Below are 24,706 nucleotides of genomic sequence, written 5' to 3' on the forward strand. Positions count from 1 at the left end.
GACACCCCGTCCGCACCTCGACCACGGAGGACCGCATGAGCAACGAGACCACCACCCCCGCCGCCTTCCGGGCCGGTGACCGCGTCGTGTGCGCGGACGGCGTGGCCCGCACCGTCCGCGGCATGGCGCCGCAGCTCCCGGGTGAGCCCGCGCGCGTCGTGGTGGAGGACGGTACGGAGTGGGTCGCGGCCAACTGCCGCCGCGCCAACCCGCAGGACGTCATCGCCGCCCGGATCACCTCGAACCACACCGCCGCCCGCATCCGCCAGGCATCGGACACCACCTCCCCGCAGTGGCGCGCCGCCCTGGCGGACCTCACCGCGGCGATGGACTTCCTCAAGGTCGCGGAGACGGACCGGGAGATCCTGGCTGCCATCGCCGACGGCGCCGCTTCCGCGGCCCGGGACCTGGCCGAGATCACCGCGCGGCGGGAGGCCGGCGTGGACGCCCCATCCGTGGAGGACCAAGAGGAGACCGCCCTCCGTGAGGAGATCGGCGCCCACTTCACCGTCCTGGCCGAGGACGGCAACGCCCACGCCTTCCAGCGTGTCCAGCCGCGCGGCGAGGCATACCCGGTGGCCTGGACGTATCGCATCGGCTACGGCGCGGACGCCCGGTACGGGTGGGTCACGGCCGGCGGCCGGGTCCGCGGCGAGGTCCCCGCGGAGTACCGCTGGCAGGCGGAGGAGGCCGCCGTGGACGCCGTCCGTCTGACCGCCGGGAAGTCCTCGCCCCTCCTGGAAGCCTTCGCCGCCATGTCCCTGGACGACCTTCGCGCGGCCGTCGACCGGCTCCGGGACCGCGCCGCGCGCACCCGCGGCACCGCCCCGCGTCACGTCCTGGACGAGGACGTGACGGCCGCCCTCAAGGTCCTGGCCGCCTGCCACTTCGCGGAGATCCCCCGGGACTTCAACCCGGCCGCGAAGGAGGGCGCGGAGGACCACGACGCGGACGTGACCGGCCTGGTGGTCGAGCCGGCCGCCAACGGGCACGTGACCGCCTACTGGGTGGAGCGCGGCCGGTACGTCATGCCGGACGGCACCCCGTTCATGGCGCAGCTCGGGGACATCCGGCGGAAGTTCCAGGACGCCGGTTGGGACACCGTCCCCGGCACCCGCCGTGTGGTCACCGCCTACCGGCCCACCGTCTGACCAGCACCGACAGGGGCGCCCCGCCTCCTTTGTGGAGGCCGGGGCGCCCTGGCTTTTCTGTCACGGCTAGGCAACACGACGAGCAAACTCACAAAGCAAGTTGAGTTTACAAAGTTACTGTGTCAGTATCGAGGTGCAGGCAGGGCGAGGGGCCCGGCCGCAAACGGAGGGATGAGGACATGAGCACCACCGCCACCGCCGCCCGCAACCTGGCCCGCCTGGTCGAGGCGGAGGACGTCCTCACCGCCGCCCGCCGCGAGCAGGCCCGCGCCGCCGGTGTAGCCGAGCGCGCCGCCGCCCGCGTCCTCAAGGCCCGCACCCTCCGCGCCGAGGCCCGCAAGACCCTCCGCGCCGCCGAGCGCGCCGGGAAGGGCCTCGCCACCGCCGCCCGCCGCCTGGCCACCCGTGAGGCCCGCCTCCTGGAGCTGGTCGACACCGCCCGGGCCGCCCGCGCCGAGGCCGCCGCCGCCCGCCGCGCCACCCGCTCCGCGGAGCGCCGGGTGGAGCGCATCGGCCGCCGCGCCGCCCTCGCCGCCACTCGCTCCGTCGAGAAGATCGCCGCCGCCCTCGGCGAGACCGCCCTCACCCCGGCCCCGGAGACGGACCGCCTCCTGACCGCGGACGAGATCCCCGCCGTGGAGGAGATCGAGACCCACGCCGCTCGCCACGCGGAGCTGGACCGCCAGGCAAAGGACCTCGCCAAGTCGGCGGAGGCGGAGAAGACCTGGCTCCGGCAGCTCCCGAACGGCACCTACGGCCAGGTCGTGATCACCCGCACCACCGGGCGGTCGGTGCTGGACGGCGCGGCCGTCGCCCTGGCCTACACCGCCCGTGGCGAGGTCCCCCCGCGGAAGGCCACCCGGACCACCTTCAAGTGCGACGCCACCGCGCTCCTGGCGGACCAGGCCGCCGCCAACGAGGAGGCCCCCCTCCTCACCATCGCCGCCTGACCCACCCCGCCCCGGCCGGGTGCCCCCACCAGCGCCCGGCCCCCGCACCCCCGAACGGAGACCACCTCATGGGACAGCTGCCCCGCACCATCCCCGCATCCACCCTCCAGGACCTCCGGTCGGCACTGGAGGACGCCGGAATCACCCTCGGCCCCCTCAGGAAGGGCACGCGCGTCACGCACACCGCCGAGCACCGCGGCGCCACGTGGGAACTCACCTACCTCGGCAGCTACTACGGGTGGCGCGTGGCCGGCCCAGGCGTGGAGCACGGCGTGGGCGCGGACACGGAAGAAGTCCCCAAGGTGATGAACCGCCCGGTCGGCCCGCAGCTCCCGGATGGCCCCCTGGACTGGGCGGTCCGCGCCCCGGACGGCCGCCTCTGGACGTGCGACGGCCGGGAGGCGGCGGAGGAGACCACCGCAGAAGCCCCGCACATGACCGCCGTCTACCGCGTCCCCGGCGACGAGTGGACGGAGTGGCACCCCGACCAGGCCAAGGCATCCACCCGCCGGATCCCGCGCACGTACGCCGGCGTCCCGGTCCCGGACACCGTCCGCGAGGCATGGACCACCCACCTCGGCGACGGGTGGCGCCTCGGCATCCGCTCCGCCCTCGCCCGTTGACCCACACCCCGCCCACCCCGGCCGGGCGCCGCCCCACTCACGGCGCCCGGCCACGCCTGCGAGACGAGACGCCATGAGCGGCAGCGAACCCCGCGCGACCGCCCTCACCCCGGAGGAGCTGGACGAGCTCCGCGCCCGCGCCGACAGGGAGGCCGGCTCCTTCGTGGACGCCCGAGTACAGGCCGCGTTCCGGGTCCATAACCCCGAGTGGGCCGCAGAGATCCTGGGGCGCCCCTACGGCGGCCCGTACGCCATCACCTGGCCGGAGCTCTACCTCCTCCACATCGCGGTCCAGGTCGAGCCCACGCCGCCCCCGCCACCCCGAGCCACCGCCGCGCGCCTGGCACGGGAGGCGGAGGAGGCGGACGCCGGGCGCGCCGCCGCAGAGGAGGCCGCCGGGCGGGAGGCCGAGTGGCGGGAGTTGGTCGACACGCTCCAGGCCGCCGGCGTCCGCGTCGAGGTCCGGCACAACTACACCTCCGCCCGGCACCTGGAGTTCTACACACAGGGCGCGGACCACGTGTACCTCCTGGACCCCCTCCACGTCGGCCGACTCCACCGGGACGCCGACGTGGCCCTCTGCCACACCCCGAGCAATGCCCCGAACCTGGCGTACCTGGAGCCCACGACGGACGGGCGCCTCCCCTCGTGCCAGACGTGCCTACGCCACATGCGCTCCGCCGCCCGCCGCCTGGCCGCATGACCTGCGGGGACACGCTGTCCCCCCCCTCGCGACTGAGCGGGCGTCGGCTCCGCCCCGGAGCTCCCCGCCGTGTGCGTCCGGCCCGCCGCGCCACGCGATAAACGGGTTGACTTTACAAAGTGGATGTGTGAGTATCAAAGTGTTCAGGGAGGCCAACGGCCCAAGAGGTAGAGGGGAATTCACGCCATGACCACCATCCGGATCCGCAACACCGAGGACGCCGTCTCCGGCATCGCCGCCCTGGCCACGAAGGTGATCGCCGCTGGCGGCCACGAGGGCCACGACCTGGAGACCGTGGGCACGCGCATGACCTCGGACGAGGTCCTGGACGCCATCCGACGCTCCTTCAGCGCCAACATCCGGCGCGGCCTGAACACCCGGGAGGCATTCACCGCCACCGGGCAGTCCCTCATCGCCCACTACTGCAACGCCGCCAACATCCCCACCCGCGAGGTCTGAGCACCCCCGCCGGGCGCCCCACCCCGGGCGCCCGGCCTCACCCCCCCACACCACGCCAGGAGGAACCGTGTTTGCCGAGACGTTCATCCACGCCGGAGGTATTAGCCAGGGTCACGCCACCGAGGCCCACGCCCTCCAGCTCATCCGCCGCGCCTTCCGCCGCGGCCACACCGTGGACGCGACCCCGGAAGGCGGCGCCGTCCTCACCTGGACCGCGCTCCGCCTGGTCGACGGGGAGGCCGTGGAGCAGGGGCGTTCGATCTCTCTCACCCCGCAGACCCCGGCCGGGCCCCTCACGGACGCAGTCCGCGGCCACCTCCTCAACCTCCACGCCAGCGCCGCCGGCCTCCCGGCGCGGCTGGACGGCCGCCCCGTCATCCGGGTCGGCCACCAGACGATCCCCCCGGCGGCCACCTCCCACCTCTACGGCCACCGCCTGGTCACCGAGGAGGGCGGCCGGGTCCGCCTCACCCTCACGGCCCGCCTGGCCCTCCTTTCCGTTCTCACGACCGCCACCCCGGGTGACCTGGCCGTCATCGCCGAGACGGACGGCGTGGAGTTCCCCGCCTGACACCGACCCGGGGCCGCCACCGCGGCGGCCCCGCCCGGGCCGTCACCAGCAGCGCGGTCCGCCCCTTACCCTCCACCACCGCACGTGAGCAGAGGAGCTCCACCCATGCGCAACTACGCCACCGCATCGCACGTCGGAGGCCGCCCCCGCCAGTGCGACGCCACCGCCGTGGTCGCCGCCCCGAAGGGCGTCCGCGCGTACGCCCTCCTGGACGGCGTGGGCAAGAGCCGCGAGGTGGCGCACTGGACCCGCGGAGCCGCGCTCCGGACGGCCGCCCTGGCCGCCCGCCACCAGGACGCGGGCGCCGGCCTCCGCGCCGCCTACGCCCACTACACCGGCCGGGAGCTCCCCGCGGACCCCTTCACCGACCTCCCGCACGCCGCGGCGGTCGTGGCCGTCACTGCCCCGGGGAAGCCGCTCACCGTGGCGTGGTGCGGCGACGCCCGGGCCTACCTCTGGAGCGGCGGCTCCTTCGTCCGCCTCACCGAGGACCACAACCTCCGCCGCACCCGCCCGCCGTACGGCCCGGCGAACATCCTCACGTCCTGCCTCGGCGCGGACGACACGGACGACCGGCTCAAGGCAGAGCACGGCCACCCCGCCGTGGAGGAGACCACCCGCCACCTGGACAAGTGGGGCCGCCTCTTCCTCGCGAGCGACGGCGCGTATGAGCCTCTGGAGGAGTCCTTCCTTCCCCTGGTCGACTTCCTCCCCGGGGAGCTGGAGGACGTTGCCCTCACCATCGTGGAGTCCGCCGTGGAGTGCTGGGGTGAGGACGCCGACAACGCCACCGCCCTGGTCGCGGACCTCCACCGCGGCATCCACTACTGACCACCCGCCACACCCCGGGGCGGCGGAACGGCCGCCGCCCCACCTCACCGAAGGAGAGCAGCACCATGGCCCGTGAGCCGAAGTACACGGTCAAGCGGACGAGCGACGGGACGGCCGTGGAGGAGGGGGACCAGCTCATGGTGGACCACAACCTCCCGGTGACCTATCTCGGCGTCGCCTCCCCGCCGTGGGGGGACGACGACTCCGGGGAGTTCTTCCACGGCCAGGTCCGCGTCCGCTACTCCTGGGGCGCCGCGGCGGACGTCCAGGACGTCCGCGCCGGCGTCACCGTGGATGAGGTCTGACCCATGGCCCACGAGATCGCAGACCGCGTCCGCACCCTCATTGACCTCTCCGCCGGCTGGCCCGGGGCGTTCTCCGCCCCGGCCGGGACGGAGGGCACCGTGACCGGGCTCCCCATCGCGCCCGGAACGAGTTACGGCGTCGTCCTGGACGGTGACCCCGACCAGTTCCCCGCCTCATTCGAGCCGGACGAGATCACCGCCGCCGACTGACCAGCGAGACCGTCCGTCAGGGGCGGAGGACACCCCACCGGGGACATGTCCTCCGCCCCTTGGCCTGTGGCAATTCCAGCTCCGCGCCCGCCGTCCCCGGCCGTGTCCCCGGCCCGGGGGACAGGCGTCCCCGTCCGTGTCCCCTCGTGTCCCCGCGCCGCGCGTACCGGGATCACGAAGCAAGTTGACTTTGCAAAGTCACATTGCCATCATGGGGGTGCAGGGCAGGCACGAAGCCTCCCGGGAACGGAGCGGATCATGTGGGACAAGGTGCCGGGGATCGTGGCCGGGCCGGGCGTCGTCAAGTCGGGCGTTCACGTCGAGTACCTGCCGCAGCACCAGCCGACCTCCCGCACCCGCCACGCCCGCGGCGGCGTGATCATCTCCGTGGGCCCGAAGTGCGTCCGGTGGCGCCCCTACGCGTGGGACCGGGACGTCCGCACGCCCCTGGACCACATGCGCGTTGACGCCTCCTCCCACCTCGACAACCGTGCCGCCGCCCGCGCCGAACTCGCCGCCCGGGAGGCCGGCAACCCGCTCCCCTACCCCGAGTGGACGGAGTGGTCCCTCGCCCGCCACCTGGAGCACGCCGCTGCCGAGGCCGCCAACCAGGCCGCGGACGCCGCCCGCATCACGTGGGACGGAAAGCCGGGCGTCACCGCCGGCCCCGGCGTCGTCCAGCCCGGCGTCCACGTCGCCTACCTCCCCGAGCACCGCCCCGGCCCGCGCGTCCGCCACGCCCACTCCGGCGTCATCCTCTCCGTGGGCCCGGTGTGCGTGAAGTGGCGCCCCGCTGGCTCGGACCGCGAGGTCCGCACGCCCCTGGACCACATGACCATCAACCCGGTGGCCCACATCAACCAGGACTCCATGGTCCGCGCCTACTCCGCCGCCCTCGCGGCCGGCCGCCGCCTCCCGCGCTACCCGGAGTGGACCCGCTGGACCCTGGCCGCCCACCTCGACCACGCCGCCACCCGGGCCACCCCCGCGCGGGCCGTCCACCCGGCCGCCGCCCGGCTCCCGCGCCCCGCCCTCCCGGCCGTCGCCCCCGCCGCGGTGCGCACCTCCCGCGTGATCGTCATCCCGTGCGGCGCCGCGAAGCTGGACCGGCCCGCCCCGTCCGGAGAGCTCTACACCGGCAGCTTCCACCGCGCCTGTCGGAAGGCCGCGGACGCCCTCGCAGGGCCCAGGACCACCGTCCTGGTCCTCTCCGCGCTCCACGGCCTGGTCCCCCTGGACCGCGTCCTGGCCCCCTACGAGCTCCGCATGGGACAGCCCGGCTCCGTCACCGGCGACCAACTCCGCGCGCAGGCCCGCGCCCTCGGCCTGGACCGCGCCACGGAGGTAGTCGTCCTCGCCGGCTCCGCCTACACCGCGGCGGCCCGCCACGCCTGGCCCAGCGCCCTGGCCCCGCTGGAAGGCGCCGGCGGCATGGGCTACCAGCTCCAGCGGCTCAAGGCCCTCCGGGAGGGCCGCTACGCCCTGGCCGCCTGAACAACCCCGAACAACCCGGCCCAGGCCACGCGCCCGGGCCCACCCCCCTGGAGCGGAACGTGACCTTAACCACCGTCCTCCTGATCGCCGCCGCCGCCTGGTGGTGGCGCCACCGCCGCCCCCGCGCCGGCGCCGGCGCCTCCGCCGAGGCCCGCGCCCGCGCGCTCCGCACCCCCCTGGTCCTCCTCGCGGACGCCCTCGGCATCCGCACCCGCGCCGGCACCCTGGCCGCGAACAGCAAGGCCGGCGCCGCGGGCGAACGCCGCACCGCCCGCCGCGTCGCCCCGCTCGCCCGGGAAGGCTGGAAGATCTTCCACGACCTGGCCATCCCCGGCCGCCGGGAGAACGTGGACCATCTCCTTATCTCCCCGGTTGGAGCCGTGTTCCTCCCCGACTCCAAACGCTGGTCCGCCCGCTTCCCGCTCAAGGTCCGCGGCGGCCGGCTCTTTCACGGAGACCGGGACGTCACGGCCCGCCTGGACGGCCTCCACCGCGAGACCGCCGCCGTCTCCCGCATCCTCGGCGTCCCCGTCACACCCCTGGTCGTCATGGACGGCGCCCCGCTCCTCGGCCCCCACGGCCGACCCGCCACGAAGCTGGAGTTCCGCGGGCTCCGCATCATCCCCGCGGACCACCTCACCGCCCACCTCCGCGGCCAGGCCCGCATCCCCGGCCAACGGCGCGCCGCCGACCTGGCCGCCGCGGTGGAGCGCGACCTCCCCGCTTACACCCGCCACCACCGCCACCCCTGACCCGGCCGCCACCATTCCGCAGGGCCCGCCCGGAGCGCACCAGCCCAGGCGGGCCCTGCCACCCCCCGGCCTAGTAGGAGCCCCACTCCCGGGCGAACATGTCCGGCGGCTCCTCGCGGTACGCCTCCTCCTCCGCGTTGATCGACTCACACCGGCATTGCGCCCGCCGGGACGCCCGGTGTGGGCACTCCTCGTAGTGCTCCTCCGCGTCCTCCGGCGGCCCGTCCTGCTCCTGACGCTCCCTCATGACCCGCTCCTCCGCGTACCGGGGGCCGGGCGGCCCCTCACCCTCTCGGCCCGTAGAGCCAGATTCGACCACTACTGACCACGAACTGGTCCGCACCGGCGTTTTCGTGGCTGGTGTGACGGGAGGGACCAGGCCACCGGAAGTGATCACGGCGGACGCCTATCCTCCTGCGGCCCTTGACCCCCGCACCGCCAGGAGTGACCCGTGACCACGACCACCGAGCCCACCGGCGCCGTCTTCAAGCGGCTGGACACCTACCCCATCGGGGACCTCTCCGGCTACCCCGGCAACCCCCGCCGCGGCGACGTCGGGATGATCCTGGGGTCCCTGACCGCGAACGGGCAGTACCGCCCGCTGGTGGTGCGGGAAAAGGAGGACGGGGCGCTGGTCGTCCTCGCCGGTAACCACACCCTCCAGGCCATGGCCGCCCACGGCCCCGGCCCGTGCGGCCTGGTGACCCGCGTCGGGAAGGAGGAGCGCCCATGCGCCCTCTGCCACGGGCAGGAGTGGGAGCCCGTCGCACAGGTCGCGGTCTACAGCTGCGATGACGCCACCGCCCGCCGCATCGTCCTAGCCGACAACCGGACCAGTGACGCGGGGGACTACGACGATGAAGCCCTGGCGGAGCTCCTGGACTCCATGGACGGAGACCTGGCCGGCACCGGCTACACGGATGACGACCTGGAAGACCTCTTGCAGTACCTGGAGGAGGCGGAGGAGGAGCCGGAGCCGGAGGTCCAGGAGCAGGGGGAGGTGCCCGCCGGCACCAGCCCGGCCCCGGCCGCCACGGCCGGTGAGCCGGCCATCCCGAGCGCGCCCGCCACCAGCGGGGACACCGGGCCGCCTCCGCCGCCCGGGCGCGCCTCCATGACCCTCACCTACCCCGCGGCCGACCGGGACGAGACGGCCCGGCTCATCGCGGCCGCGCGGGACGTCCTCCCGAACGCGGAGCCCGCGGAGGTCGTGCTCCGCGCCCTGCGCGCCCTCGTGGCCGTGATCGACTCCCGGCACTCCCCGGACGGCACGGTGTCCATCGCCTCCCTCCTCAAGGCCGCCGGGGTCGACTCGTGAGCACCGCCCTGCTCCCCGCCTCCCGCTTCCGGAAGGACGGCCGCTGGAGAGCACGCCGCCCGGAACGGCTACTCACGCAGAACAGCGAGCTCCGCGAGGACGGCGTCTGGAAAGAGACCACTCACCTACGGAGGAGGTCATCCGTGGGTGGCAGCAGCAGGTAGGCGCGCACGGCGTACCCGCCTGACCCGCCACGGGGCCCGACCAGCGCGGGCCCCTGGCAAGCCGTCAAAGTGATCATTCCGGGCGCTTATCCTCCAGGGCCGCCGAACCCCTCCGCGACCAGGAGCAACACTCATGCCGCCCGCCACACACGTGCGCACCGACACCATCCCCCTGGACCAACTCCAGCCCTTCCCCGGCAATGCCCGCCGCGGCGATGTGGAGCTCATCCTCTCCAGCCTCAAGAGGAACGGGCAGTACCGCGGCCTGGTAACCCGTCACGTCCAGCCGGACGGCCCGCTCGTCGTCCTCGCCGGCAACCACACCATGCAGGCACTCGCCCTCCACGGCCCCGGCCCGTGCGACTACCGCACCAACCACCAGGGCGAGGAACGGCCATGCGGCGTCTGCCACGGCGAGGCATGGACCCCCTCCGCCCGGTGCGAGGTTGTCATCTGTGACGACGACACCGCCCGCCGGATCAACCTCGTGGACAACCGCGCATCAGAAGTCGGCGACTGGGACCGGGACGCCCTCGCCGAGCTCCTTTCCTACCTCGACGAGGACGGCTACGAAGGCACCGGCTACACAGAAGCCGAGGTCCGCCAACTCGCCCACGCCGTCCCCCCGCTGGACGCCGGAGAGGAGGAGTTCCCGACGTACGACGAGGGCATTCCCACGGAGTACACCTGCCCGAAATGCGCGTTTCAGTGGTCGGGAAAGCCCAGCTAGGGGCCGTCCAGGAATGTCCGAAGTGCGAAGTACGATCCCCGTCATGACTAAGCGATCCGAACACGTGTCCGATCCCGTGTGGCTGACTGACGCCTTTTCAAAGCCGGGAGCCACCATCCGATCCGTCGCCACGGCCGCCGGGTGCGATGAGAAGACGGTCCGTCGCTGGAAGGCCCGTTACGGCGTGGCCTCCCGGCCCATGTCCGAGAACGCGTCCCTGCGCCAGTCACGCACGGACGAACTCCCCGCGACCACCCTTGAGGTAATCGAGGGTGAGCTCTTGGGGGACGGCAACCTCAACTCCACGAAGCGCCTGAAGGCCGGGCAGTACGTGAGCGCGTCCTACATGCACAGCACCTGTCACCGGCCTTACCTGGAGTGGCTGGACGACCAGCTCCAGGGCATGGAGTCGAAGCTCTACGGGCCTTACGCGACGTCACTCAACGGGACGGGCTGGGCCCTCCGTACGCCCCGGTACACGGCGCTCCTGCCGCTCTACCGGCGCTGGTACGACCCGTCCCGCCCCGCCTACCGGCGGAAGGTGGTCCCGCAGGACCTCCGCGTCACCCCGCGCATGGCGCTCCACTGGTACCTGGGTGACGGCACGCTCGCCGTGGACCGGCGTAGCGCGGGAACGAAGCCGATCATCCGCCTCTCCACGGACGGGTTCGAGCTGGAGGAGGTGGAGCGGCTGGCCGCGCAGCTCACTCACTGCCGCGCCCGCATCGGCCGCTTCGGTACCCGCCACCGCATTGTCCTGGACTCCGCACCCTTCCTGGAGTGGATCGGCCCCTGTCCCGTCCCTGACATCTACGGATACAAGTGGAGGCCACGTGCCTAGCCGCTCATCCCGGAGGACCACCGCGGCCAGGCCCGGCGTGGCCAAACCTCCGTACCGGGTCCCCACCATGGAGGAGATCCGCGCCGTCCCCTGGAACGGCTTCAACGCCATCTCCACCTTCAGCGGGTGCGGCGGTAGCTCCCTCGGTGACCGCATGGCCGGGTTCCGGATGCTCTGGGCCTCCGAGTTCATCCCGGCCGCGCAGGACACCTACCGCGCGAACGCCGCCCCGTACACCGTCCTCGACGGCCGCGACATCCGCGAGGTGACCGCCGCCGACATCTGCGCCGCCACCGGCCTGGACGTGGGGGAGCTCGACCTCTACGACGGGTCCCCGCCCTGCTTCCCCGCCGGTACCCCGGTCCTCACCAGCCGCGGCCTTGTGCCCATCGAGGAGGTGAAGGTGGGGGACCAGGTCCTCACGCACGCGAACCGGTGGCGGCCGGTAACCCACACCATGAGCCGAACCGCACTGGTGAGCAGGACGACGTGGGCGGCGGCCACTCCCGATCACCCGTTCTGGGCACGCCGCCAGACCTACCGCCTGGACCAGGCGAGCCGGAACTACCGCCGAGCCCTCGGCGCACCCGAGTGGACCCCCGCTGGGGAGCTCGGCCCGGAGCAGACCACGAAGGCCCGGCGCGGCGGCTGGTACGTCGCACTCCCGGCCGCCGTCCCCTCCACCCCGGAGGCACCCCCGTTGCCCTCGCACGCGGCGGCTGGAGCCCCGTTCTGGTGGATGGTCGGCCGCTGGCTCGGTGACGGCTGGCTCCGCTTGGAGGAGGCCGAGGACGGCCCCGCCCGCGAGCGCCCTCTCCCGTCCCGCACACCCCGGGACTGCGTCTCATGCGGCGCCCCCTCCGCGAGGTCCGCGCGCCACGAGAACCTATGGACGGCCTACTGCTCGGAGCGGTGCCGGAAGGCGTACGGGCGCAAGCTCCGCCGCAAGCCGCGGGCGGAGGTGATCATCTGCTGCTCCCACGACGAAGCGCCCGGCCTGGAAAGCAAGTTGGCGGACACCGGCCTCCGGTGGAGCTCGACCACCATGCGGACGGCGGTCCGGTTCTCCACCAGTAGCGCCGAGCTCGCGCCTTGGCTCCGTGAGCACTTCGGCTCCGGAGCCGCGGGAAAGACCATCCCCGCGTGGCTCCTCTCCACCCCCGCCGAGGCCCGTCACGCTCTCCTGGACGGCTACCTCTCCGCACACGGCCACCTCACCGACACCGGCACCTGGACGGCATCCTCCGTAAGCACGTGCCTGGCCGTGGGCATCCGGCTCCTCGGCACGAGCCTCGGCTACACCACGTCCCTGGCCCGCCGCTCACGCCCCGCAACGGGCAGCATCGAAGGCCGCACCATCAACCAGCGGGACGCCTACTCCGTGCGTCTCGCCCCGGATGACGGCCGCTACAGCGAGACGGACGGCACCCACCGGTGGGTCAAGGTCCGCCACCCCTTCAAGCCGGGCGAGCCGGAGACCGTCTACGACCTCACCGTGGCCGATGACCATAGCTTCACGGCGTGGGGCGTCGTGGTCCACAACTGTGCCGCGTTCTCCACGATGGGCAAGCGCGAGGCCGGTTGGGGCCAGGTCAAGGCGTACTCAGACACCCGCCAGAGGGTGGATGACCTGTTCTTCGAATACACGCGGATCCTCAAGGAGCTCCAGCCGCGCACGTTCGTCGCGGAGAATGTGTCCGGCCTGGTCAAGGGCACCGCGAAGGGCTATTTCCTGGAGATCCTCGCCGCGCTCAAGGCCCCCGGCTACCGGGTGGAGGCCCGCCTCCTGGACGCCTCCCGCCTCGGCGTCCCGCAGTCCCGGCAACGGCTGATCTTCGTGGGCGTCCGCGAGGACCTGGACATGGCGCCGGCGTTCCCTCAGCCGCTCCCGTACCAGTACACCGTCCGCGACGCCCTTCCCGCCATGCCGCGCCTCGTGCACGACACCAGCGGAGAGCGCGGCCAGGGTGACGTCACCGACAAGCCGAGCCCGGCGATCACCGTGGGCGTAGGCGGCATGAACTCCCGCCACTTCCAGGTCCATGACCCGGCCCCGGACGGAGGGGTCACCCACGACCCGGAGACGGGGAAGGACATCACCATCAGTCGGTACGCCATCGGCGAGGCATGGCGAGAGACCCCGCCCGGCGGGAGCTCGGAACGGTTCTTCAGCCTCAAGAGAAACCACCCGGACCGGCCGTCCCAGACCATCACCGCGGAGGGCGGGAACGTCACGAAGGCATCCGTCACCCACTACGCCGAGGCCCGGAAACTCACCCTCGGCGAGCTCCGCGCCATCGGCGGGTTCCCCCCGGATTTCGAGCTCACCGGCACGTATGAGCAGCGGTGGGAGCGCATCGGCCGGGCCGTCCCCCCGGTGATGATGAGCCACATCGCGGCCGCCGTACGGGACCAGGTCCTTATCCCGCTCCGCGAACGCGGGGTGATCTGACCGTGTGCGGGATCATCGCGGCCGCCGGCCCCCTCGACCTGACCGCCGCGGTGACCGCCCTCCACCACCGGGGCCCGGACGCCGCCGCTGTCGTCCAGGAGGACGGCGTCACCCTCGGCCACACCCGCCTGGCGATCCAGGACCCGGGGGCCCGCTCCGATCAGCCGTACCGGGACGGCCCGGTCACGCTGGTCTACAACGGCGAACTCTTCAACGCCAATGACGTGGTGGACCTCGTGGAGGTCGCCGACCCCACCCGGGCCTGGTCCACCACGGGGGACACGGAGGTGGTGGCCGCAGCCCTCAACGTGCTCGGCCCCGAGCAAGCACTCCCAGCACTGGACGGCATGTACGGCCTCGTCTGGACCGACGCCCGCCGCCCCGGGGTGCTCCACGTCGCCCGGGACCGCCACGGTGAGATCCCCCTCCACGTCCACCGCGGCGCCCCGCTCCTCGTCGCCTCCGAACTCAAAGCATTCCGCGCACTCGGCCGGCGCTGCGGGAAAGCCGTGGTCGACGTGGAGCCCGGCGAGTGGTGGGAGCTCACCCCGGCCGGGAGCATCCGCCGGCACGTCTACCACCGGCTCACCGCCGCCCCGGCCCCCGAGCTCACCCGCGAGACCGCAGCTCCCGCCCTCCGCCGGGCCCTGGCCCGTTCGGTGTACCGGCGCCTGGTGGCCGACGTCCCCGTGTGCGCGCTCCTCTCCGGCGGCATCGACTCCGCCGCCATCGTCCACGAGTTGGCCCGCCACCGCCCCGGCCTCACCTGCTACACCGCCCGCCTCGACCCGCGCTCGACGGACCTCCGGTGTGCGCGGGAGACCGCAGACAGGCTCGGCGTGACCCTGGTGGAGGTGCCGGTGAAGCCGCCCACCGCGGACGACCTCACCCACGCCCTGGCGGTGATCGAGCAGCCCTACAAAGCACAGGTGGAGATCACCTGGCCATGCCTCGCCCTCGCGGCCGCCATCCACGCGGACGGCTTCAAGGTCACGTACTCCGGTGAGGGCTCGGACGAACTCTGGGCGTCCTACGGGTTCGCCTACCGCGGCATCGCGGAGCACGGCTGGTACGGGTACCGCCGCGACCTCATCGCCGCGCAGGCCGTACGCAACTTCCCCCGCGTCAACAAAGCCTTCATGGCCCACAGCGTGGAGGGCCGCCTCCCCTTCCTCGACCCCGACCTAGTCCGCCTGGCGCTCTCCATGCCCATGGACGTCGTCCGGGACGCCGACACCCCCGCCGGCCGCAAAGCCGTCCTCCAAGCCGCCTACGCCGACGCCCTCCCCGCCTCCGTCATCCGCCGCGGCAAGGTCGCCTTTCAGGACGGCCTCGGCCTCAAACCGGCGATCACCCACGCCCTCCCCACTCCCATGAGGTACTACCGTGCTGAACACTCCCGCCTCTACGGCTGACCGCACCACACCTGCCACCGAGGGCCCGGACATCGCCGAACGCTTCACCACCGGCGGATGGCAGTTCACCCCCGACGTCGCCGCGGTATTCCCCGAGCACGTCCGCGCCTCCGTCCCGTTCTACGACGCCATCCAGGACCTCGTGGCGGAGGCATCGGACTGGCTCCTCCCGGACGGCGGCCTCGTCGTGGACCTCGGCGCCTCCACCGGGACAACCATCCACCGCATCGCCACCCGCCACCCCGCCCGCGCCCTCCGCGCCCGCCTCTACGACACAGAGCCCGCCATGCTCACCCGGGCCGCGGAACTCCTCGCCAGCCTCTCCAACCTCACCACCGAGTACGACGACAGCGACATTCGGCAGCCCGTCAACCCGCATGAGGGCGCGGATCTCACCCTGGCCCTCTTCACCCTCCAGTTCCTCTCCGTCCCCGACCGCGTGACCGCTCTACACCACGCCCGCCAGGGAGCATCCGCCACCGGCGCCCTCATCGTCGCCGAGAAGGTGAGGCCGCCGGACTCCCGCTGGGCGGAGATCGCATACGACGCCTCCCACGACTGGAAGGCCCAGCACGGCATCACGGACTCCGCGATCCGCGCGAAGGCAAGGGCGCTCCGTGGCGTCCTCCAGCCGCACCCGGAGCCCACCCTCGTCCAGGTCGTCCAAGACGCCGGCTGGTGCTGCCCGGAAGTCCTCTTCCGCTGGCACTCCTGGCTCGTCCTCGGCGCGTTCGCCACCCCCACCGGCCTCTGACCCCACGCACCCCGTACGACGCCCCGGCAGGCCCACCCGGCGCGTCCGTCCCTGGAACCCATAAGACTCTGGAAAGTGAGGGGGCCTCATGGGCGCATCGAAAGCGCAACGCGCCACCGCGGCAAAGAAGAGGGCGCAGGCCACACAACTCCGCGTCGCCGGGGTGGACTGGGCGACGATCGCGGAACGCGTCGGCTACCGCTCGGCCGGCGCCGCATGCACCGCCGTGAACGAGGCCCTCAAGGCCAACCTTCGCGAGCAGGACCAGAGCGTGGACGAGCTCCGCGCCATCGGCCTGGCGAAGGTCAACCGGCTACAGGCCGCGTTCTGGCCGGCCGCGATCCAGGACAAGGACCCCAAGGCCGCTCGTGTGGTCCTTGAGTGCATCCGGCAAGAGGCCCGTTTCCAGGGCACGGAGGCACCGACCCGGGTGAACCTGGAGGCGCAGCGCCTCGGGGACGAGATCCTCGCGCTCCTGGGGGAGGCCGGAGGCGGGGCAGGGGACACGCCGTGACCTGCGAAAACGAGAACTGGGGACGGCTCGGACACGGGGGACGTGGTGAGCGCACCGGCTGACATTGAGCAGCAGATCCGTGAGCTCGTGCGCGCGGGGGACATCGTCACCCTCCGCGCGGTACGGGACCAGGTACAGCGAGGGCGCGCCCGGAAGGAGTCCAGGCGCGTCCTGCGCTACATGTACGACCCGGCCGGGTGGGCGCGGGACGTCATCGCGTGGGAGCCCGGCCAGGGACTCACTGCTTACCAGGAGGACATCCTCTCCGCGCTCCCGGTGAAGCGGCGCGTAGCCGTACGCGGCCCTCACGGGCTAGGGAAGACGGCGCAAGCCGCGATCGTGACGTTGTGGTTCGCTTCGACCAGGGACGCGGCCGGGATTGACTGGAAGGTCATCATGACCGCCTCCGCGTGGAGGCATCTCCAATCGTTCCTGGTGCCCGAGGTGCACAAGTGGGCGAAGCGCATCCGGTGGGACGTCCTCGGCCGGCCTCCGTACTCCGAGCGCGCGGAGCTCCTGGCGTTGAACCTGAAGCTGGAGCACGGCGCCGCCACTCCGGTGGCGTCCCATAAGCCGGAGCTCATCGAGGGCGCTCACGCGGACTCCCTCCTCTACCTCATCGATGAGGCCAAGATCGTCCCGGACGGCACCTGGGACGCCATCGAAGGCGCGTTCTCCGGCGGCCGTACCGACGGTCCGCCTGGGCAGCTCCCGGAGGCATTCGCGTTCGCCATCAGCACGCCTGGGCCGCCCGCCGGCCGGTTCTACGACATCCACCGGCGTGCCCCCGGGCTGGAGGACTGGCACGTTCGGCACGTCACCCTTGCTGAGGCCATTGCCGCGGGGCGGATCTCCCGGGAGTGGGCGGAGCAGCGCGCCCGCCAGTGGGGCCGCGACAGTGCGATGTACGCCAACCGTGTGGAGGGGGAGTTCCACGCGAGCGATGAGGACGCCGTGATCCCCCTCGCGTGGGTGGAGGCCGCCATTGAGCGGTGGCACGACTGGGACCAGGCCGGGCGCCCACCGCTGGAAGGCCGGCGGTTCACCGGCGTGGACGTCGCCCGGGCCGGCGGGGACTCCACCGTCCTGGCCCACCGATGGGGAACCGTCATCACCGGCCTGGAGACCCACGACCGGGAAGACACCATGCGCACCACCGCACGCGTCCAGGCGGCCGTGGGAGACACGGGCGAGATCCTGCCCGTGGTCGACTCCATGGGTGTTGGAGGAGGCGTCGTGGACCGCCTCCGGGAGCTCGGCGTCCCGGTCCTCGCCTACACGGGCGCGGCCAAGACGAACGGCCGCACCCGTGACGGGGAGTGGGGGTTCATCAACGTCCGCTCTGCCGCGTACTGGCGGATGCGGGAGCTTCTGGACCCCGCGCACGGCTCGGAGATCATGTTGCCGCCGGATGACGTCCTGGTGGCCGACCTCACCGCCCCGACGTGGGACACCACCACTGGCGTCCCGCCCAAGATCCGCGTGGAGCCGAAGGAGGAGTTGGTCAAGCGTATGGGCCGCTCCCCTGACAAGGGGGACGCGGTGGTCATGGCGTTCAGCGCGGAGTGGATGAAGGCATCCGCGGTTCACTCTCCGGCCCGGCGCGGCCAGGCCGGCGGTCAGGGCGCGCCCCGGGCGGCCTCCCGGTACGGGCGCACCATCGGCGGTGGGGGCGCCTCCCGCGCCCGATGACGGTGAAGCCGTGATTCGCCCCACCTGCGTGGTGGCGTCCTGCGATCATCGAGCCGTCCCGAGCGAGCGACACGAACGGAGGTAGGGCCATGGCGTGGGCCTACGCGGAACTCAGCAAGGAAGCCGCCAAGCGCGGCGGCCCCGTCGGGCTGCGGTGCTTCTACACCGGGCAGGGCGTCATCATCGGCGTCACCATCGGCAGCGCGAGCGTGGCCGGCACCCTGCTCTACGAGAAGTGGCGTGCCCGCCGCGCTGCTGCCGTTGAGCTGGCGCACGAGGACACGACAGGGACGCCGGTACCCGGTAGCGCCCGCACGTCCGGCCGGGGTCCCGGTTGGCAGGGCGATGGCGGCCAGTAGGGCGCGTAATCCCACGCCGCCCGTGCGCTGCATCGGTATAACCGCTGGACCCTCGTGCCGGGCGTCCTGCCGCTATTCATCGGGAATTCGCTCACGGAATTGATCAGAATTACTACGCGCTAAATTCGGCCGTTGATCTAAAACGCGGTCCTGACCAGCCAGTACGCCCGACAGGAACGCTCCGAGATTCGCCTATGATGCTCCGCCGACCGTCGGTGGATCTTGCAAGGGGCGGAAATGATCGGAATTCCAGTGCTCGCCGTTCTGGCACTCGCCGGATACAGGGCAACACAGCTGGCCGTGTGGGACTCCATCCTGGACCCCGTCCGGGACCGCGTCATCGACTGGCAGACCAGCCAGCCGGAGTCCAGCGTCCGCGCGGCCATCACCACCCTCATCACGTGCGTGTACTGCACCGGCTGGTGGCTTTCCGGCGCGATCCTCCTCACCTACCTCCTGGCCACCGGGACATGGGACCGCGCACCGCTGGTCATCCACGGCGTGGAATGGTTCGCGGTGGCCGGCGGCGCCGTCCTCCTGAACCGGTGGGACGACTCCCGTAAGGCCGGCGCGTGATGGCCGCCGCGCCGCGCCGAGTCGTCACCGCTGCCGCGTCCCGCTACACCGGCCGCAAGCTCAGGGGCCAGTCGAAGGCCCCGGACCAGGGCTGGCAGGAACGCGCCTGGGCGTTCTACGACACCACCCCAGAGGTTCGGTTCGCCGCGCAGTGGGTGTCCGGCGCCATGAACGCGGCCACCCTCTACGCCGGCCGCCGCGCGGACGACGGCAAGACCATCGAGCCCGTCCCCGACAACCACCCGGCCGCTCAGATCGTCGCGCAGATCGCCGGCGGCCCGGAGGGCCAGGCTCAGCTCCTCAGCGCCATGGGCCCCCATCTGGTGGTCCCCGGCGAGGGGTGGATCGTGGTCCGGCCGCAGGAGGACGGTGGCCAGGACTGGCACGTCCTCTCCGTCCAGGAACTCCGCCCCCAGGGAAAGACGCTGGTCGCGGAGATCGACGGGGAACCCGTGGAGATCCCGCCCGCCGACCCGGACGCCACCACGCAGGACGACTCCTTCCCGGTCGCGATCCGGGTATGGCAGGCACACCCCCGCCGCCGGCTGGAAGCCGACAGCCCGGTCCGGGCCTCCCTCGGCCTCCTGGAAGAACTGCACCTCCTCAACGCCGCGGTGTCGGCCATCGCGCGCTCCCGCCTCACCGGCCGCGGCGTGCTGCTGGTGCCGAAGGGGACCAAGTTCCCCTCCACCCCGGTCCAGGGGGACGCCGAGGACGACCTCATTGAGGTGTTCATGGAGGTAGCGGAGACCGCCTACCGCGAGCCCGAGAGTGCCGCCGCCACGGTGCCGATCATCCTGGAGGTGCCCGCGGAGGCCATCGGCGCCATCAAGCGGTTGACGTTCGAGTCCGACTTCGACGAGCTGGCCCTCAAGCTCAGGGACGAGGCGATCCGCCGGTTCGCCACCGGCCTGGACGTCCCCGCTGAGATCCTGCTCGGCCTCGGGGACTCCAACCACTGGTCCGCCTGGGCGATGCAGGAGGAGGCCGTCACCCTCGGCGTGGAGCCACGCCTCAACACCGTGGCGCACGCCCTGACCACACAGTGGCTCCGCCCGCTCCTCCAGGCCACGGACCCGGCGGAGGCAGAGCGGTGCGTCGTCGTGGCCGACACCAGCGGCCTCCGGGTGCGCGCCAACCGCTCCGCGACGGCGCTGGAGGTCTACAAGGCCGGCGCCATCTCCGCCGAAGCGCTCCGCCGGGAGACCGGGTTCGATGAGGCCGACGCCCCCACCGCGGAGGAACAGGCCGCCCGCCAGGACGAGCAGCAGCCGGGCCAGCCCCCGGCCACGGACGGCGGCCAGGCGGAAACCGACCTCCCCGTGGACGAGACACACGATCTCCCGGACACCCTCCCCGCCTCCACCGCGCCTGGGGTCCCGGCGGCGGTCCTGGAGGCCGCGGACGGACTGATCTGGACCGCGCTCACCGCCGCCGGGGAAAAGCTCCGCAAGACGCCCGCCTGCCCCCGCTCCGAGCGCTCCAAGGCACGGGAGATCGACCCCGCCCGCCTCCACACCGTCCTGCGCGTCGAGCCCGGCCAGGTCGAGCAGTGGCGTCTCCTGGACGGCGCCTGGCCGCGCCTGCCCGACGTCGCCGCCCGCTACGGCCTGGACCCCGACTGCCTGACCGCATCCCTGGACACCTACTGCCGCGAACTCCTCGCTGCGGGAATCCCGCACACGTTCGATTTGACGTCGGGTGCGCTGCGCACCTCGTGCCTGGCGGTGGCCGCATGACGCCCGGTCACGGCGTGCGCCGCCCACGGGACTTGGTCCTCACCGTCACCCCCGGCACCGCCACCCCGGAGTGGTGCCCGGCGTGCAAAGCCTTCACGCGGCTCGCCGGGGACCTCCTCCTCCTGGACCCGGGCGGCGTCACCGTCGTGGGCCGCTATGCCTGGTGCCAGATCTGCGACGACCCCCGCATGCCGAAGGAGGCCCGCCGTGTCTGACGCCGAGACCGCGTTGCAAGCGGCAGAGGACGATGTCACCCGCACCGTCCGCCAGGTCATGGAGGAGGTCGCGGACGAGTTCGCGGACGCCGTGGCCGGAGCGGATGAACTGGTGGCCGCCCGGTTCTCGGTCGGGTCCATCGCCCGGATGTGGACCTCCCGCATGCCGCGCATCGTCCGCAAGCTGCTGGGCGTCGTAGAGACGGCCGCCACCAACGCGGCCGACGGTGTGGGCGGGGAACTGGACGACACCTGGAAGGACCTTCCCGGCCGCTACGACGACGGGAAGACACTCCCAGGAGGCATCGGCCAGTACGTGACGGCGACGGAACACCTCCTGCGCGCCGTGGGCGACCGCCTCGCCGAGACGGCGCGCCAGGAGCTGGCGGCGGGCCTGAACGCCGGGGAAGACCTGGACCAGCTCCGGGACCGGCTCCGCGCCCGGTTCGCCGCGGACGGCGGGCAGCTCGGGGCAGGCCGCCAGGCCCGCACCGCGGCCACGGAGGCATCCCGCGCGTGGAACACGGCCACGCTGGAGGCCGCCCGCGCCTTGTCCGGCCCGGACCGGCTGCTGGTCAAGCAGTGGCGCACCCGCGGCGACAAGCGCGTACGGGACGCCCACGATGCCGTGGACGGCCAACTCCGGCTCCTGGACGAGCCGTTCCACGTCGGCGGGGTGGACATGATGCAGCCCGGCGACCCTTCCGCGCCCGCCGCTCTCACCGTGAACTGCCGGTGCCGCCTGCGCCTGTCCCGCGCCGAACGCGCCGCAGCCCTTCCATTCCAAGATGCCGGACGGGCGCCCTCTTACGAATCGAAGGAGTCCCGTGTGGATGCTGGTGCGCTGGTGGCCGCAGCCGACGGCAGCCACCTCCAGGGCGCCATGGTCGCGCTCATCCCCACCACGGCGGACGCCGACCGCCTTGCCATCGAGGACGCGGAGACGGCGGGCGAGCTCCACCTCACCCTCTACTTCCTCGGCGACAACGGCACCGAGTGGAGCGAGGACCAGCGCCAGCAGCTCGCGGACGGCGTCCGCTCCCGGCTTGCCGACCTCAACAGCCCCGTCACCGGCCGAGTGTTCGGCGCGAACCACTGGAACGCCGGCACCGACTCCCCGTCATGGGTGTGGGCCGTGGGCGACGACCGCGACGCCCCGCCCGACGCCCCCCGCCTCCAAGACCTCCACCGGGCCGTCACCAGCGCCCTGGAGGACACCCACGACCGGCCCGAGCTCCCCGCCCAGCACTCCCCGTGGGTCCCGCACGTATGCGCCGCATACAGCGATGACCCCGCCCTCCTCGCACAACTGGAGGAACGGCTTGGCCCGATCACCTTCGACCGCGTCCGCATCGCGTTCGCCGGCGACCACATCGACATCCCCCTGACCTCCGAGGAGGAGACCATGCCCACCGAGGTGACAGCGGCGGCCGGCCTGCCCACCCGCGCCTGGAGCACACCCGGCACCACGGCCCTGGCGTTCGAGAACCAGGAGACCGGCGACGGCCGCGTGTTCGCCCCCGGCGCGCTGGAGTGGACTGGCCCGGGACCGTGGCCGCTCCAGTACGCGGACGAGATGCTCCGCGGGCACGAGGGCGCGGAACTCGCCGGTGCCATCACCGTCCTCGGCCGGGACGGGGACCGCATCACCGGAGACGGGGTCCTCTACCTCAGCCAGGACGCCGGCGAGGAGGCCGCCATGCTCCTGGAGGAGGAGGCCCCCCTGGGCGTGTCCGTCGACCTGGACGACGTGGACATCGAGTTCGTGGACCGCACCCTGGCCGAGGACGGGGGCCTGGTGCTGGCCGCCTCCCTCGCGTCCGCGTCCCTGCTGCGCCTGGACGACGGCGGATGGATGATCACCGCGTCCACCGCCCCCGCCTGGACCGCAGCGGGCGGCCACCCGGCGCGCCTGGCCCACACCGCGCAGCTCATCACCGGCCCCGGCGGTGCCGTCACCGCGGCGTCCGTGCGCGCCGCGTTCGAGGGCGCAGGCGTCCTCACCGCCGCCGCCGGAGACCCGGACGACCCGGAGGCCGGTGTGGTCGTGCACTCCGAGACCTCCGGGGACCTCCTGGTCCGGATCACCCGCGCCCGGCTACGTGGCGCCACACTCGTGGCCGTTCCCGCGTTCGCGGGCGCCCGTATCGTCCTGGACCCCCTGGACGACCAGGCCCCGGCGTCCGCCGCGTCCGCCGCGCCGCAGGAGGTGACGGCGGCCGGGGACACCCGCAAGCGCGTCGTCCACTACGTCCGTTCCGCCCCGTCCCCGGTCGGCGCCGCCGAGGTAGCCCGCATGGTGCAGATCGCGGTGTCCACCGCCCGCGGCCACCTCAACGCCGCGGTGAAGGACGGCCACCTGGTCCGCCTCCGCCCCGGCCTCTACGTCGGCGCCTCCTCCATCCCCGAGGGCCAGCAGACCGACACCACCGCCTCCGCCGCCGTGGATGCCTCCGCGCCCCTGCACACGCACCCGGTGTCCGATGAGGTGATGGGGGAGCTCGTCGCCTCCGCCTGGACGGCGATGCAGGACGCCGACCCCATGCCCGCGGCCTGGTTCCGTGAGCCGACCCTGGAGGAGCTGCCGCCCGGGAGCGGTGGCGTCCACTACAGCGGCGGCCGGATCTACGGATGGGTGGCCCAGGCCGGGGAGCCCCACGCCGGGTACCCCGGCCGCCAGCTCACCATCGAGTCCCTCGGCGCCCTGGACATGACGCACTTCCTCCGGGCGCGGTTCAAGCTCGACGACGGGACGTACGTCAAGGCCGGCGCGTTCACCATGAACGTCCCGCACTCCCGGGACGGCGCGGAATGCGACACCGCCTCCTGCCAGTTCGATGACACCCGCACGGTGGCGGCGGTGGTCACGTGCGGCCTCAACGACCGCGGCTTGTGGTTTTCGGGCGCGGCGGCCCCGTGGCTCAGCGAGTGGGACCGGACGGTGTTTACGGCGTGCCAGCCGAGCTACCACATGCGGCAGGCCCCGGACGGCCGTTGGCAGCTCCGCGCTGTTCTCTCCGTGCCCGTGCCCGGCCACTCCTCCCCGCTCCTGGCCGCCGCGGTGGAGCGCTCGAATCTGGCGCTCGCGGCCTCCGCCGCCGTCGCTCCCGGACGCGACGCCCCGGCCGCCGAGCCCGCAGGCGCGAGCACACCCCCCACCACCGACACGGCCGCGCAGCGCCCGGCCCCGGCGGCCGATGGCCTGGAAGAGGTCGCCGCCGCCCTCTCCGCGCGGCCGGAGCTTCTGGACGGCCTCCTGGACGCCCTGACCCGCCGCCAGACCGAGCGCGATGAGACACGGCGCGCGGAGGTGGAGCGGCTTGCCGCGGCCTTCGCCGCCACCCCGGCCGGCGCCCCGGCCCGGTTCTGACCCCTACCCCGAGAAAGGAGCACCGCCATGGCGTGCGCGTGCCAGAACAAGCGCCAGACTTTTGAGGTCATCCCGAAGGCCGGCACGGCTACCCGCCCTGCCTTCACCTCCTCCTCAGCAGGAACGAGTGAGGCCGTAGCTGACCGCTATGCCTCCAGCGTGGTCCGGGACAAGAAGACGGGGGATGCCGTCTACTTCTCCTGGCCGAAGGGGAGTTACGAGGTTGTGCTCCACGGCGGTGACGGCCCGGTCGTTGTCGCCGCCACCCCCGTACGCAACGCCGGTGACCGCGTGCCGCTCAAGGCTGCCGCGGATGACCGCACCGTGGAGGGCGCCGTCGTCCGCGCTGCCGGTGAGGGGACCGTGGTGTACCCGTTGGGCGCCGCGCTCACCGCGTCAGGCTCCCCCCTCAAGGCCGCGGCCGGCCCAGCACCGGCCACCCGGTAGCAGCGTCCTGCCGTCGCACCTGGTCGACGGCTACTATTCACCCCTAGCAGACCGCTGGTTTTGGGCCGGGT

At 72.9% G+C, this 24,706-nt stretch carries 26 protein-coding genes; 25 read left to right on the forward strand and 1 reads right to left on the reverse strand.

What is annotated here, in order from left to right; all coding sequences use genetic code 11:
- Positions 1-35 precede the first annotated feature (35 nt).
- The 11 genes from ACFC09_RS15415 to ACFC09_RS15465 all read left to right on the forward strand — a co-directional run bounded on the left by ACFC09_RS15415 (position 36) and on the right by ACFC09_RS15465 (position 8,049).
- A complete protein-coding gene (locus tag ACFC09_RS15415; protein WP_376527780.1) occupies positions 36-1,151 on the forward strand; it encodes a hypothetical protein in 1,116 nt (371 codons plus the stop codon).
- A gap of 179 nt (positions 1,152-1,330) precedes the next feature.
- Entirely contained in the window at positions 1,331-2,101 is a 771-nt protein-coding gene (locus ACFC09_RS15420; protein WP_376527782.1) for a hypothetical protein, read from the forward strand.
- A gap of 68 nt (positions 2,102-2,169) precedes the next feature.
- Positions 2,170-2,724 carry a hypothetical protein gene (locus ACFC09_RS15425; RefSeq protein ID WP_376527785.1) on the forward strand — a complete coding sequence of 185 codons (555 nt, stop codon included), beginning with the start codon at positions 2,170-2,172 and terminating at the stop codon, positions 2,722-2,724.
- A 73-nt stretch (positions 2,725-2,797) separates the two neighbouring features.
- On the forward strand, positions 2,798-3,427 hold the full coding sequence (locus tag ACFC09_RS15430; protein ID WP_376527787.1) for a hypothetical protein: 630 nt from the start codon (positions 2,798-2,800) through the stop codon (positions 3,425-3,427).
- Between the two features lie 186 nt (positions 3,428-3,613).
- Complete coding sequence (locus tag ACFC09_RS15435; RefSeq protein ID WP_376527790.1) at positions 3,614-3,886, forward strand: hypothetical protein; 273 nt, start codon at positions 3,614-3,616, stop codon at positions 3,884-3,886.
- 67 nt (positions 3,887-3,953) lie between these two features.
- On the forward strand, positions 3,954-4,457 hold the full coding sequence (locus ACFC09_RS15440; RefSeq protein ID WP_376527793.1) for a hypothetical protein: 504 nt from the start codon (positions 3,954-3,956) through the stop codon (positions 4,455-4,457).
- A gap of 105 nt (positions 4,458-4,562) precedes the next feature.
- Entirely contained in the window at positions 4,563-5,288 is a 726-nt protein-coding gene (locus ACFC09_RS15445) for a PP2C family protein-serine/threonine phosphatase (protein ID WP_376527795.1), read from the forward strand.
- Between the two features lie 65 nt (positions 5,289-5,353).
- A complete protein-coding gene (locus ACFC09_RS15450; protein ID WP_376527797.1) occupies positions 5,354-5,593 on the forward strand; it encodes a hypothetical protein in 240 nt (79 codons plus the stop codon).
- A 3-nt stretch (positions 5,594-5,596) separates the two neighbouring features.
- Positions 5,597-5,803 carry a hypothetical protein gene (locus tag ACFC09_RS15455; protein ID WP_376527799.1) on the forward strand — a complete coding sequence of 69 codons (207 nt, stop codon included), beginning with the start codon at positions 5,597-5,599 and terminating at the stop codon, positions 5,801-5,803.
- A 258-nt stretch (positions 5,804-6,061) separates the two neighbouring features.
- Positions 6,062-7,297: a DUF6884 domain-containing protein gene (locus ACFC09_RS15460; RefSeq protein WP_376527801.1), complete on the forward strand. Its 1,236-nt coding sequence runs from the start codon at positions 6,062-6,064 to the stop codon at positions 7,295-7,297.
- 59 nt (positions 7,298-7,356) lie between these two features.
- Positions 7,357-8,049, forward strand: a complete 693-nt coding sequence (locus ACFC09_RS15465; protein ID WP_376527803.1) for a nuclease-related domain-containing protein — start codon at positions 7,357-7,359, stop codon at positions 8,047-8,049.
- A gap of 70 nt (positions 8,050-8,119) precedes the next feature.
- Here the strand turns inward: ACFC09_RS15465 and ACFC09_RS15470 are convergent, their stop codons facing one another.
- Positions 8,120-8,296: a hypothetical protein gene (locus ACFC09_RS15470; RefSeq protein ID WP_376527806.1), complete on the reverse strand. Its 177-nt coding sequence runs from the start codon at positions 8,294-8,296 to the stop codon at positions 8,120-8,122.
- A gap of 204 nt (positions 8,297-8,500) precedes the next feature.
- Here ACFC09_RS15470 and ACFC09_RS15475 point away from each other — a divergent pair, with 204 nt between their 5' ends.
- The 14 genes from ACFC09_RS15475 to ACFC09_RS15540 all read left to right on the forward strand — a co-directional run bounded on the left by ACFC09_RS15475 (position 8,501) and on the right by ACFC09_RS15540 (position 24,635).
- Positions 8,501-9,367 (forward strand): hypothetical protein, encoded by an 867-nt coding sequence (locus ACFC09_RS15475; protein WP_376527808.1) that lies wholly within the window; start codon positions 8,501-8,503, stop codon positions 9,365-9,367.
- A 297-nt stretch (positions 9,368-9,664) separates the two neighbouring features.
- Positions 9,665-10,261 carry a hypothetical protein gene (locus ACFC09_RS15480; protein ID WP_376527810.1) on the forward strand — a complete coding sequence of 199 codons (597 nt, stop codon included), beginning with the start codon at positions 9,665-9,667 and terminating at the stop codon, positions 10,259-10,261.
- A 43-nt stretch (positions 10,262-10,304) separates the two neighbouring features.
- Positions 10,305-11,102 carry a hypothetical protein gene (locus ACFC09_RS15485; RefSeq protein WP_376527813.1) on the forward strand — a complete coding sequence of 266 codons (798 nt, stop codon included), beginning with the start codon at positions 10,305-10,307 and terminating at the stop codon, positions 11,100-11,102.
- A gap of 37 nt (positions 11,103-11,139) precedes the next feature.
- Positions 11,140-13,554 (forward strand): DNA (cytosine-5-)-methyltransferase, encoded by a 2,415-nt coding sequence (dcm, locus tag ACFC09_RS15490; RefSeq protein WP_376527815.1) that lies wholly within the window; start codon positions 11,140-11,142, stop codon positions 13,552-13,554.
- Between the two features lie 2 nt (positions 13,555-13,556).
- The gene (locus ACFC09_RS15495) at positions 13,557-14,969 is read left to right on the forward strand and encodes an asparagine synthetase B family protein (RefSeq protein ID WP_376527817.1); all 1,413 of its coding nucleotides are present in this window, start codon (positions 13,557-13,559) and stop codon (positions 14,967-14,969) included.
- A complete protein-coding gene (locus ACFC09_RS15500; RefSeq protein ID WP_376527819.1) occupies positions 14,941-15,723 on the forward strand; it encodes a methyltransferase in 783 nt (260 codons plus the stop codon). The genes ACFC09_RS15495 and ACFC09_RS15500 overlap by 29 nt, the downstream gene beginning before the upstream one ends.
- Positions 15,724-15,811: 88 nt before the next feature.
- Positions 15,812-16,237 carry a hypothetical protein gene (locus ACFC09_RS15505; protein WP_376527821.1) on the forward strand — a complete coding sequence of 142 codons (426 nt, stop codon included), beginning with the start codon at positions 15,812-15,814 and terminating at the stop codon, positions 16,235-16,237.
- Between the two features lie 45 nt (positions 16,238-16,282).
- Positions 16,283-17,929: a hypothetical protein gene (locus ACFC09_RS15510; RefSeq protein ID WP_376527823.1), complete on the forward strand. Its 1,647-nt coding sequence runs from the start codon at positions 16,283-16,285 to the stop codon at positions 17,927-17,929.
- An 89-nt stretch (positions 17,930-18,018) separates the two neighbouring features.
- On the forward strand, positions 18,019-18,288 hold the full coding sequence (locus ACFC09_RS15515) for a hypothetical protein (protein WP_376527826.1): 270 nt from the start codon (positions 18,019-18,021) through the stop codon (positions 18,286-18,288).
- Between the two features lie 237 nt (positions 18,289-18,525).
- Positions 18,526-18,864 carry a DUF1360 domain-containing protein gene (locus tag ACFC09_RS15520; RefSeq protein ID WP_376527828.1) on the forward strand — a complete coding sequence of 113 codons (339 nt, stop codon included), beginning with the start codon at positions 18,526-18,528 and terminating at the stop codon, positions 18,862-18,864.
- Entirely contained in the window at positions 18,864-20,603 is a 1,740-nt protein-coding gene (locus ACFC09_RS15525) for a hypothetical protein (RefSeq protein WP_376527831.1), read from the forward strand. The genes ACFC09_RS15520 and ACFC09_RS15525 overlap by 1 nt, the downstream gene beginning before the upstream one ends.
- Positions 20,600-20,818, forward strand: a complete 219-nt coding sequence (locus ACFC09_RS15530) for a hypothetical protein (RefSeq protein ID WP_376527833.1) — start codon at positions 20,600-20,602, stop codon at positions 20,816-20,818. The genes ACFC09_RS15525 and ACFC09_RS15530 overlap by 4 nt, the downstream gene beginning before the upstream one ends.
- On the forward strand, positions 20,811-24,188 hold the full coding sequence (locus ACFC09_RS15535) for a phage minor head protein (protein WP_376527835.1): 3,378 nt from the start codon (positions 20,811-20,813) through the stop codon (positions 24,186-24,188). The genes ACFC09_RS15530 and ACFC09_RS15535 overlap by 8 nt, the downstream gene beginning before the upstream one ends.
- A gap of 27 nt (positions 24,189-24,215) precedes the next feature.
- Positions 24,216-24,635, forward strand: a complete 420-nt coding sequence (locus tag ACFC09_RS15540; protein WP_376527838.1) for a hypothetical protein — start codon at positions 24,216-24,218, stop codon at positions 24,633-24,635.
- Positions 24,636-24,706: the final 71 nt, after the last annotated feature.

This window comes from Streptomyces sp. NPDC056161 (assembly GCF_042268025.1).
In the GTDB taxonomy this organism is placed as follows: Bacteria; Actinomycetota; Actinomycetes; order Streptomycetales; family Streptomycetaceae; genus Streptomyces.

Bases quoted from the DNA above. Each gene is read 5' to 3' on its own strand.
- ACFC09_RS15470 (WP_376527806.1), bottom strand. From the start codon at position 8,296: ATGAGGGAGCGTCAGGAGCAGGACGGGCCGCCGGAGGACGCGGAGGAG.
- ACFC09_RS15480 (WP_376527810.1), top strand. From the start codon at position 9,665: ATGCCGCCCGCCACACACGTGCGCACCGACACCATCCCCCTGGACCAA.
- ACFC09_RS15505 (WP_376527821.1), top strand. From the start codon at position 15,812: ATGGGCGCATCGAAAGCGCAACGCGCCACCGCGGCAAAGAAGAGGGCG.
- ACFC09_RS15445 (WP_376527795.1), top strand. From the start codon at position 4,563: ATGCGCAACTACGCCACCGCATCGCACGTCGGAGGCCGCCCCCGCCAG.
- ACFC09_RS15420 (WP_376527782.1), top strand. From the start codon at position 1,331: ATGAGCACCACCGCCACCGCCGCCCGCAACCTGGCCCGCCTGGTCGAG.
- ACFC09_RS15455 (WP_376527799.1), top strand. From the start codon at position 5,597: ATGGCCCACGAGATCGCAGACCGCGTCCGCACCCTCATTGACCTCTCC.
- ACFC09_RS15460 (WP_376527801.1), top strand. From the start codon at position 6,062: ATGTGGGACAAGGTGCCGGGGATCGTGGCCGGGCCGGGCGTCGTCAAG.
- ACFC09_RS15525 (WP_376527831.1), top strand. From the start codon at position 18,864: ATGGCCGCCGCGCCGCGCCGAGTCGTCACCGCTGCCGCGTCCCGCTAC.
- ACFC09_RS15425 (WP_376527785.1), top strand. From the start codon at position 2,170: ATGGGACAGCTGCCCCGCACCATCCCCGCATCCACCCTCCAGGACCTC.
- ACFC09_RS15530 (WP_376527833.1), top strand. From the start codon at position 20,600: ATGACGCCCGGTCACGGCGTGCGCCGCCCACGGGACTTGGTCCTCACC.
- ACFC09_RS15415 (WP_376527780.1), top strand. From the start codon at position 36: ATGAGCAACGAGACCACCACCCCCGCCGCCTTCCGGGCCGGTGACCGC.
- ACFC09_RS15435 (WP_376527790.1), top strand. From the start codon at position 3,614: ATGACCACCATCCGGATCCGCAACACCGAGGACGCCGTCTCCGGCATC.
- ACFC09_RS15515 (WP_376527826.1), top strand. From the start codon at position 18,019: ATGGCGTGGGCCTACGCGGAACTCAGCAAGGAAGCCGCCAAGCGCGGC.
- ACFC09_RS15540 (WP_376527838.1), top strand. From the start codon at position 24,216: ATGGCGTGCGCGTGCCAGAACAAGCGCCAGACTTTTGAGGTCATCCCG.
- ACFC09_RS15520 (WP_376527828.1), top strand. From the start codon at position 18,526: ATGATCGGAATTCCAGTGCTCGCCGTTCTGGCACTCGCCGGATACAGG.
- ACFC09_RS15485 (WP_376527813.1), top strand. From the start codon at position 10,305: ATGACTAAGCGATCCGAACACGTGTCCGATCCCGTGTGGCTGACTGAC.
- ACFC09_RS15450 (WP_376527797.1), top strand. From the start codon at position 5,354: ATGGCCCGTGAGCCGAAGTACACGGTCAAGCGGACGAGCGACGGGACG.
- ACFC09_RS15430 (WP_376527787.1), top strand. From the start codon at position 2,798: ATGAGCGGCAGCGAACCCCGCGCGACCGCCCTCACCCCGGAGGAGCTG.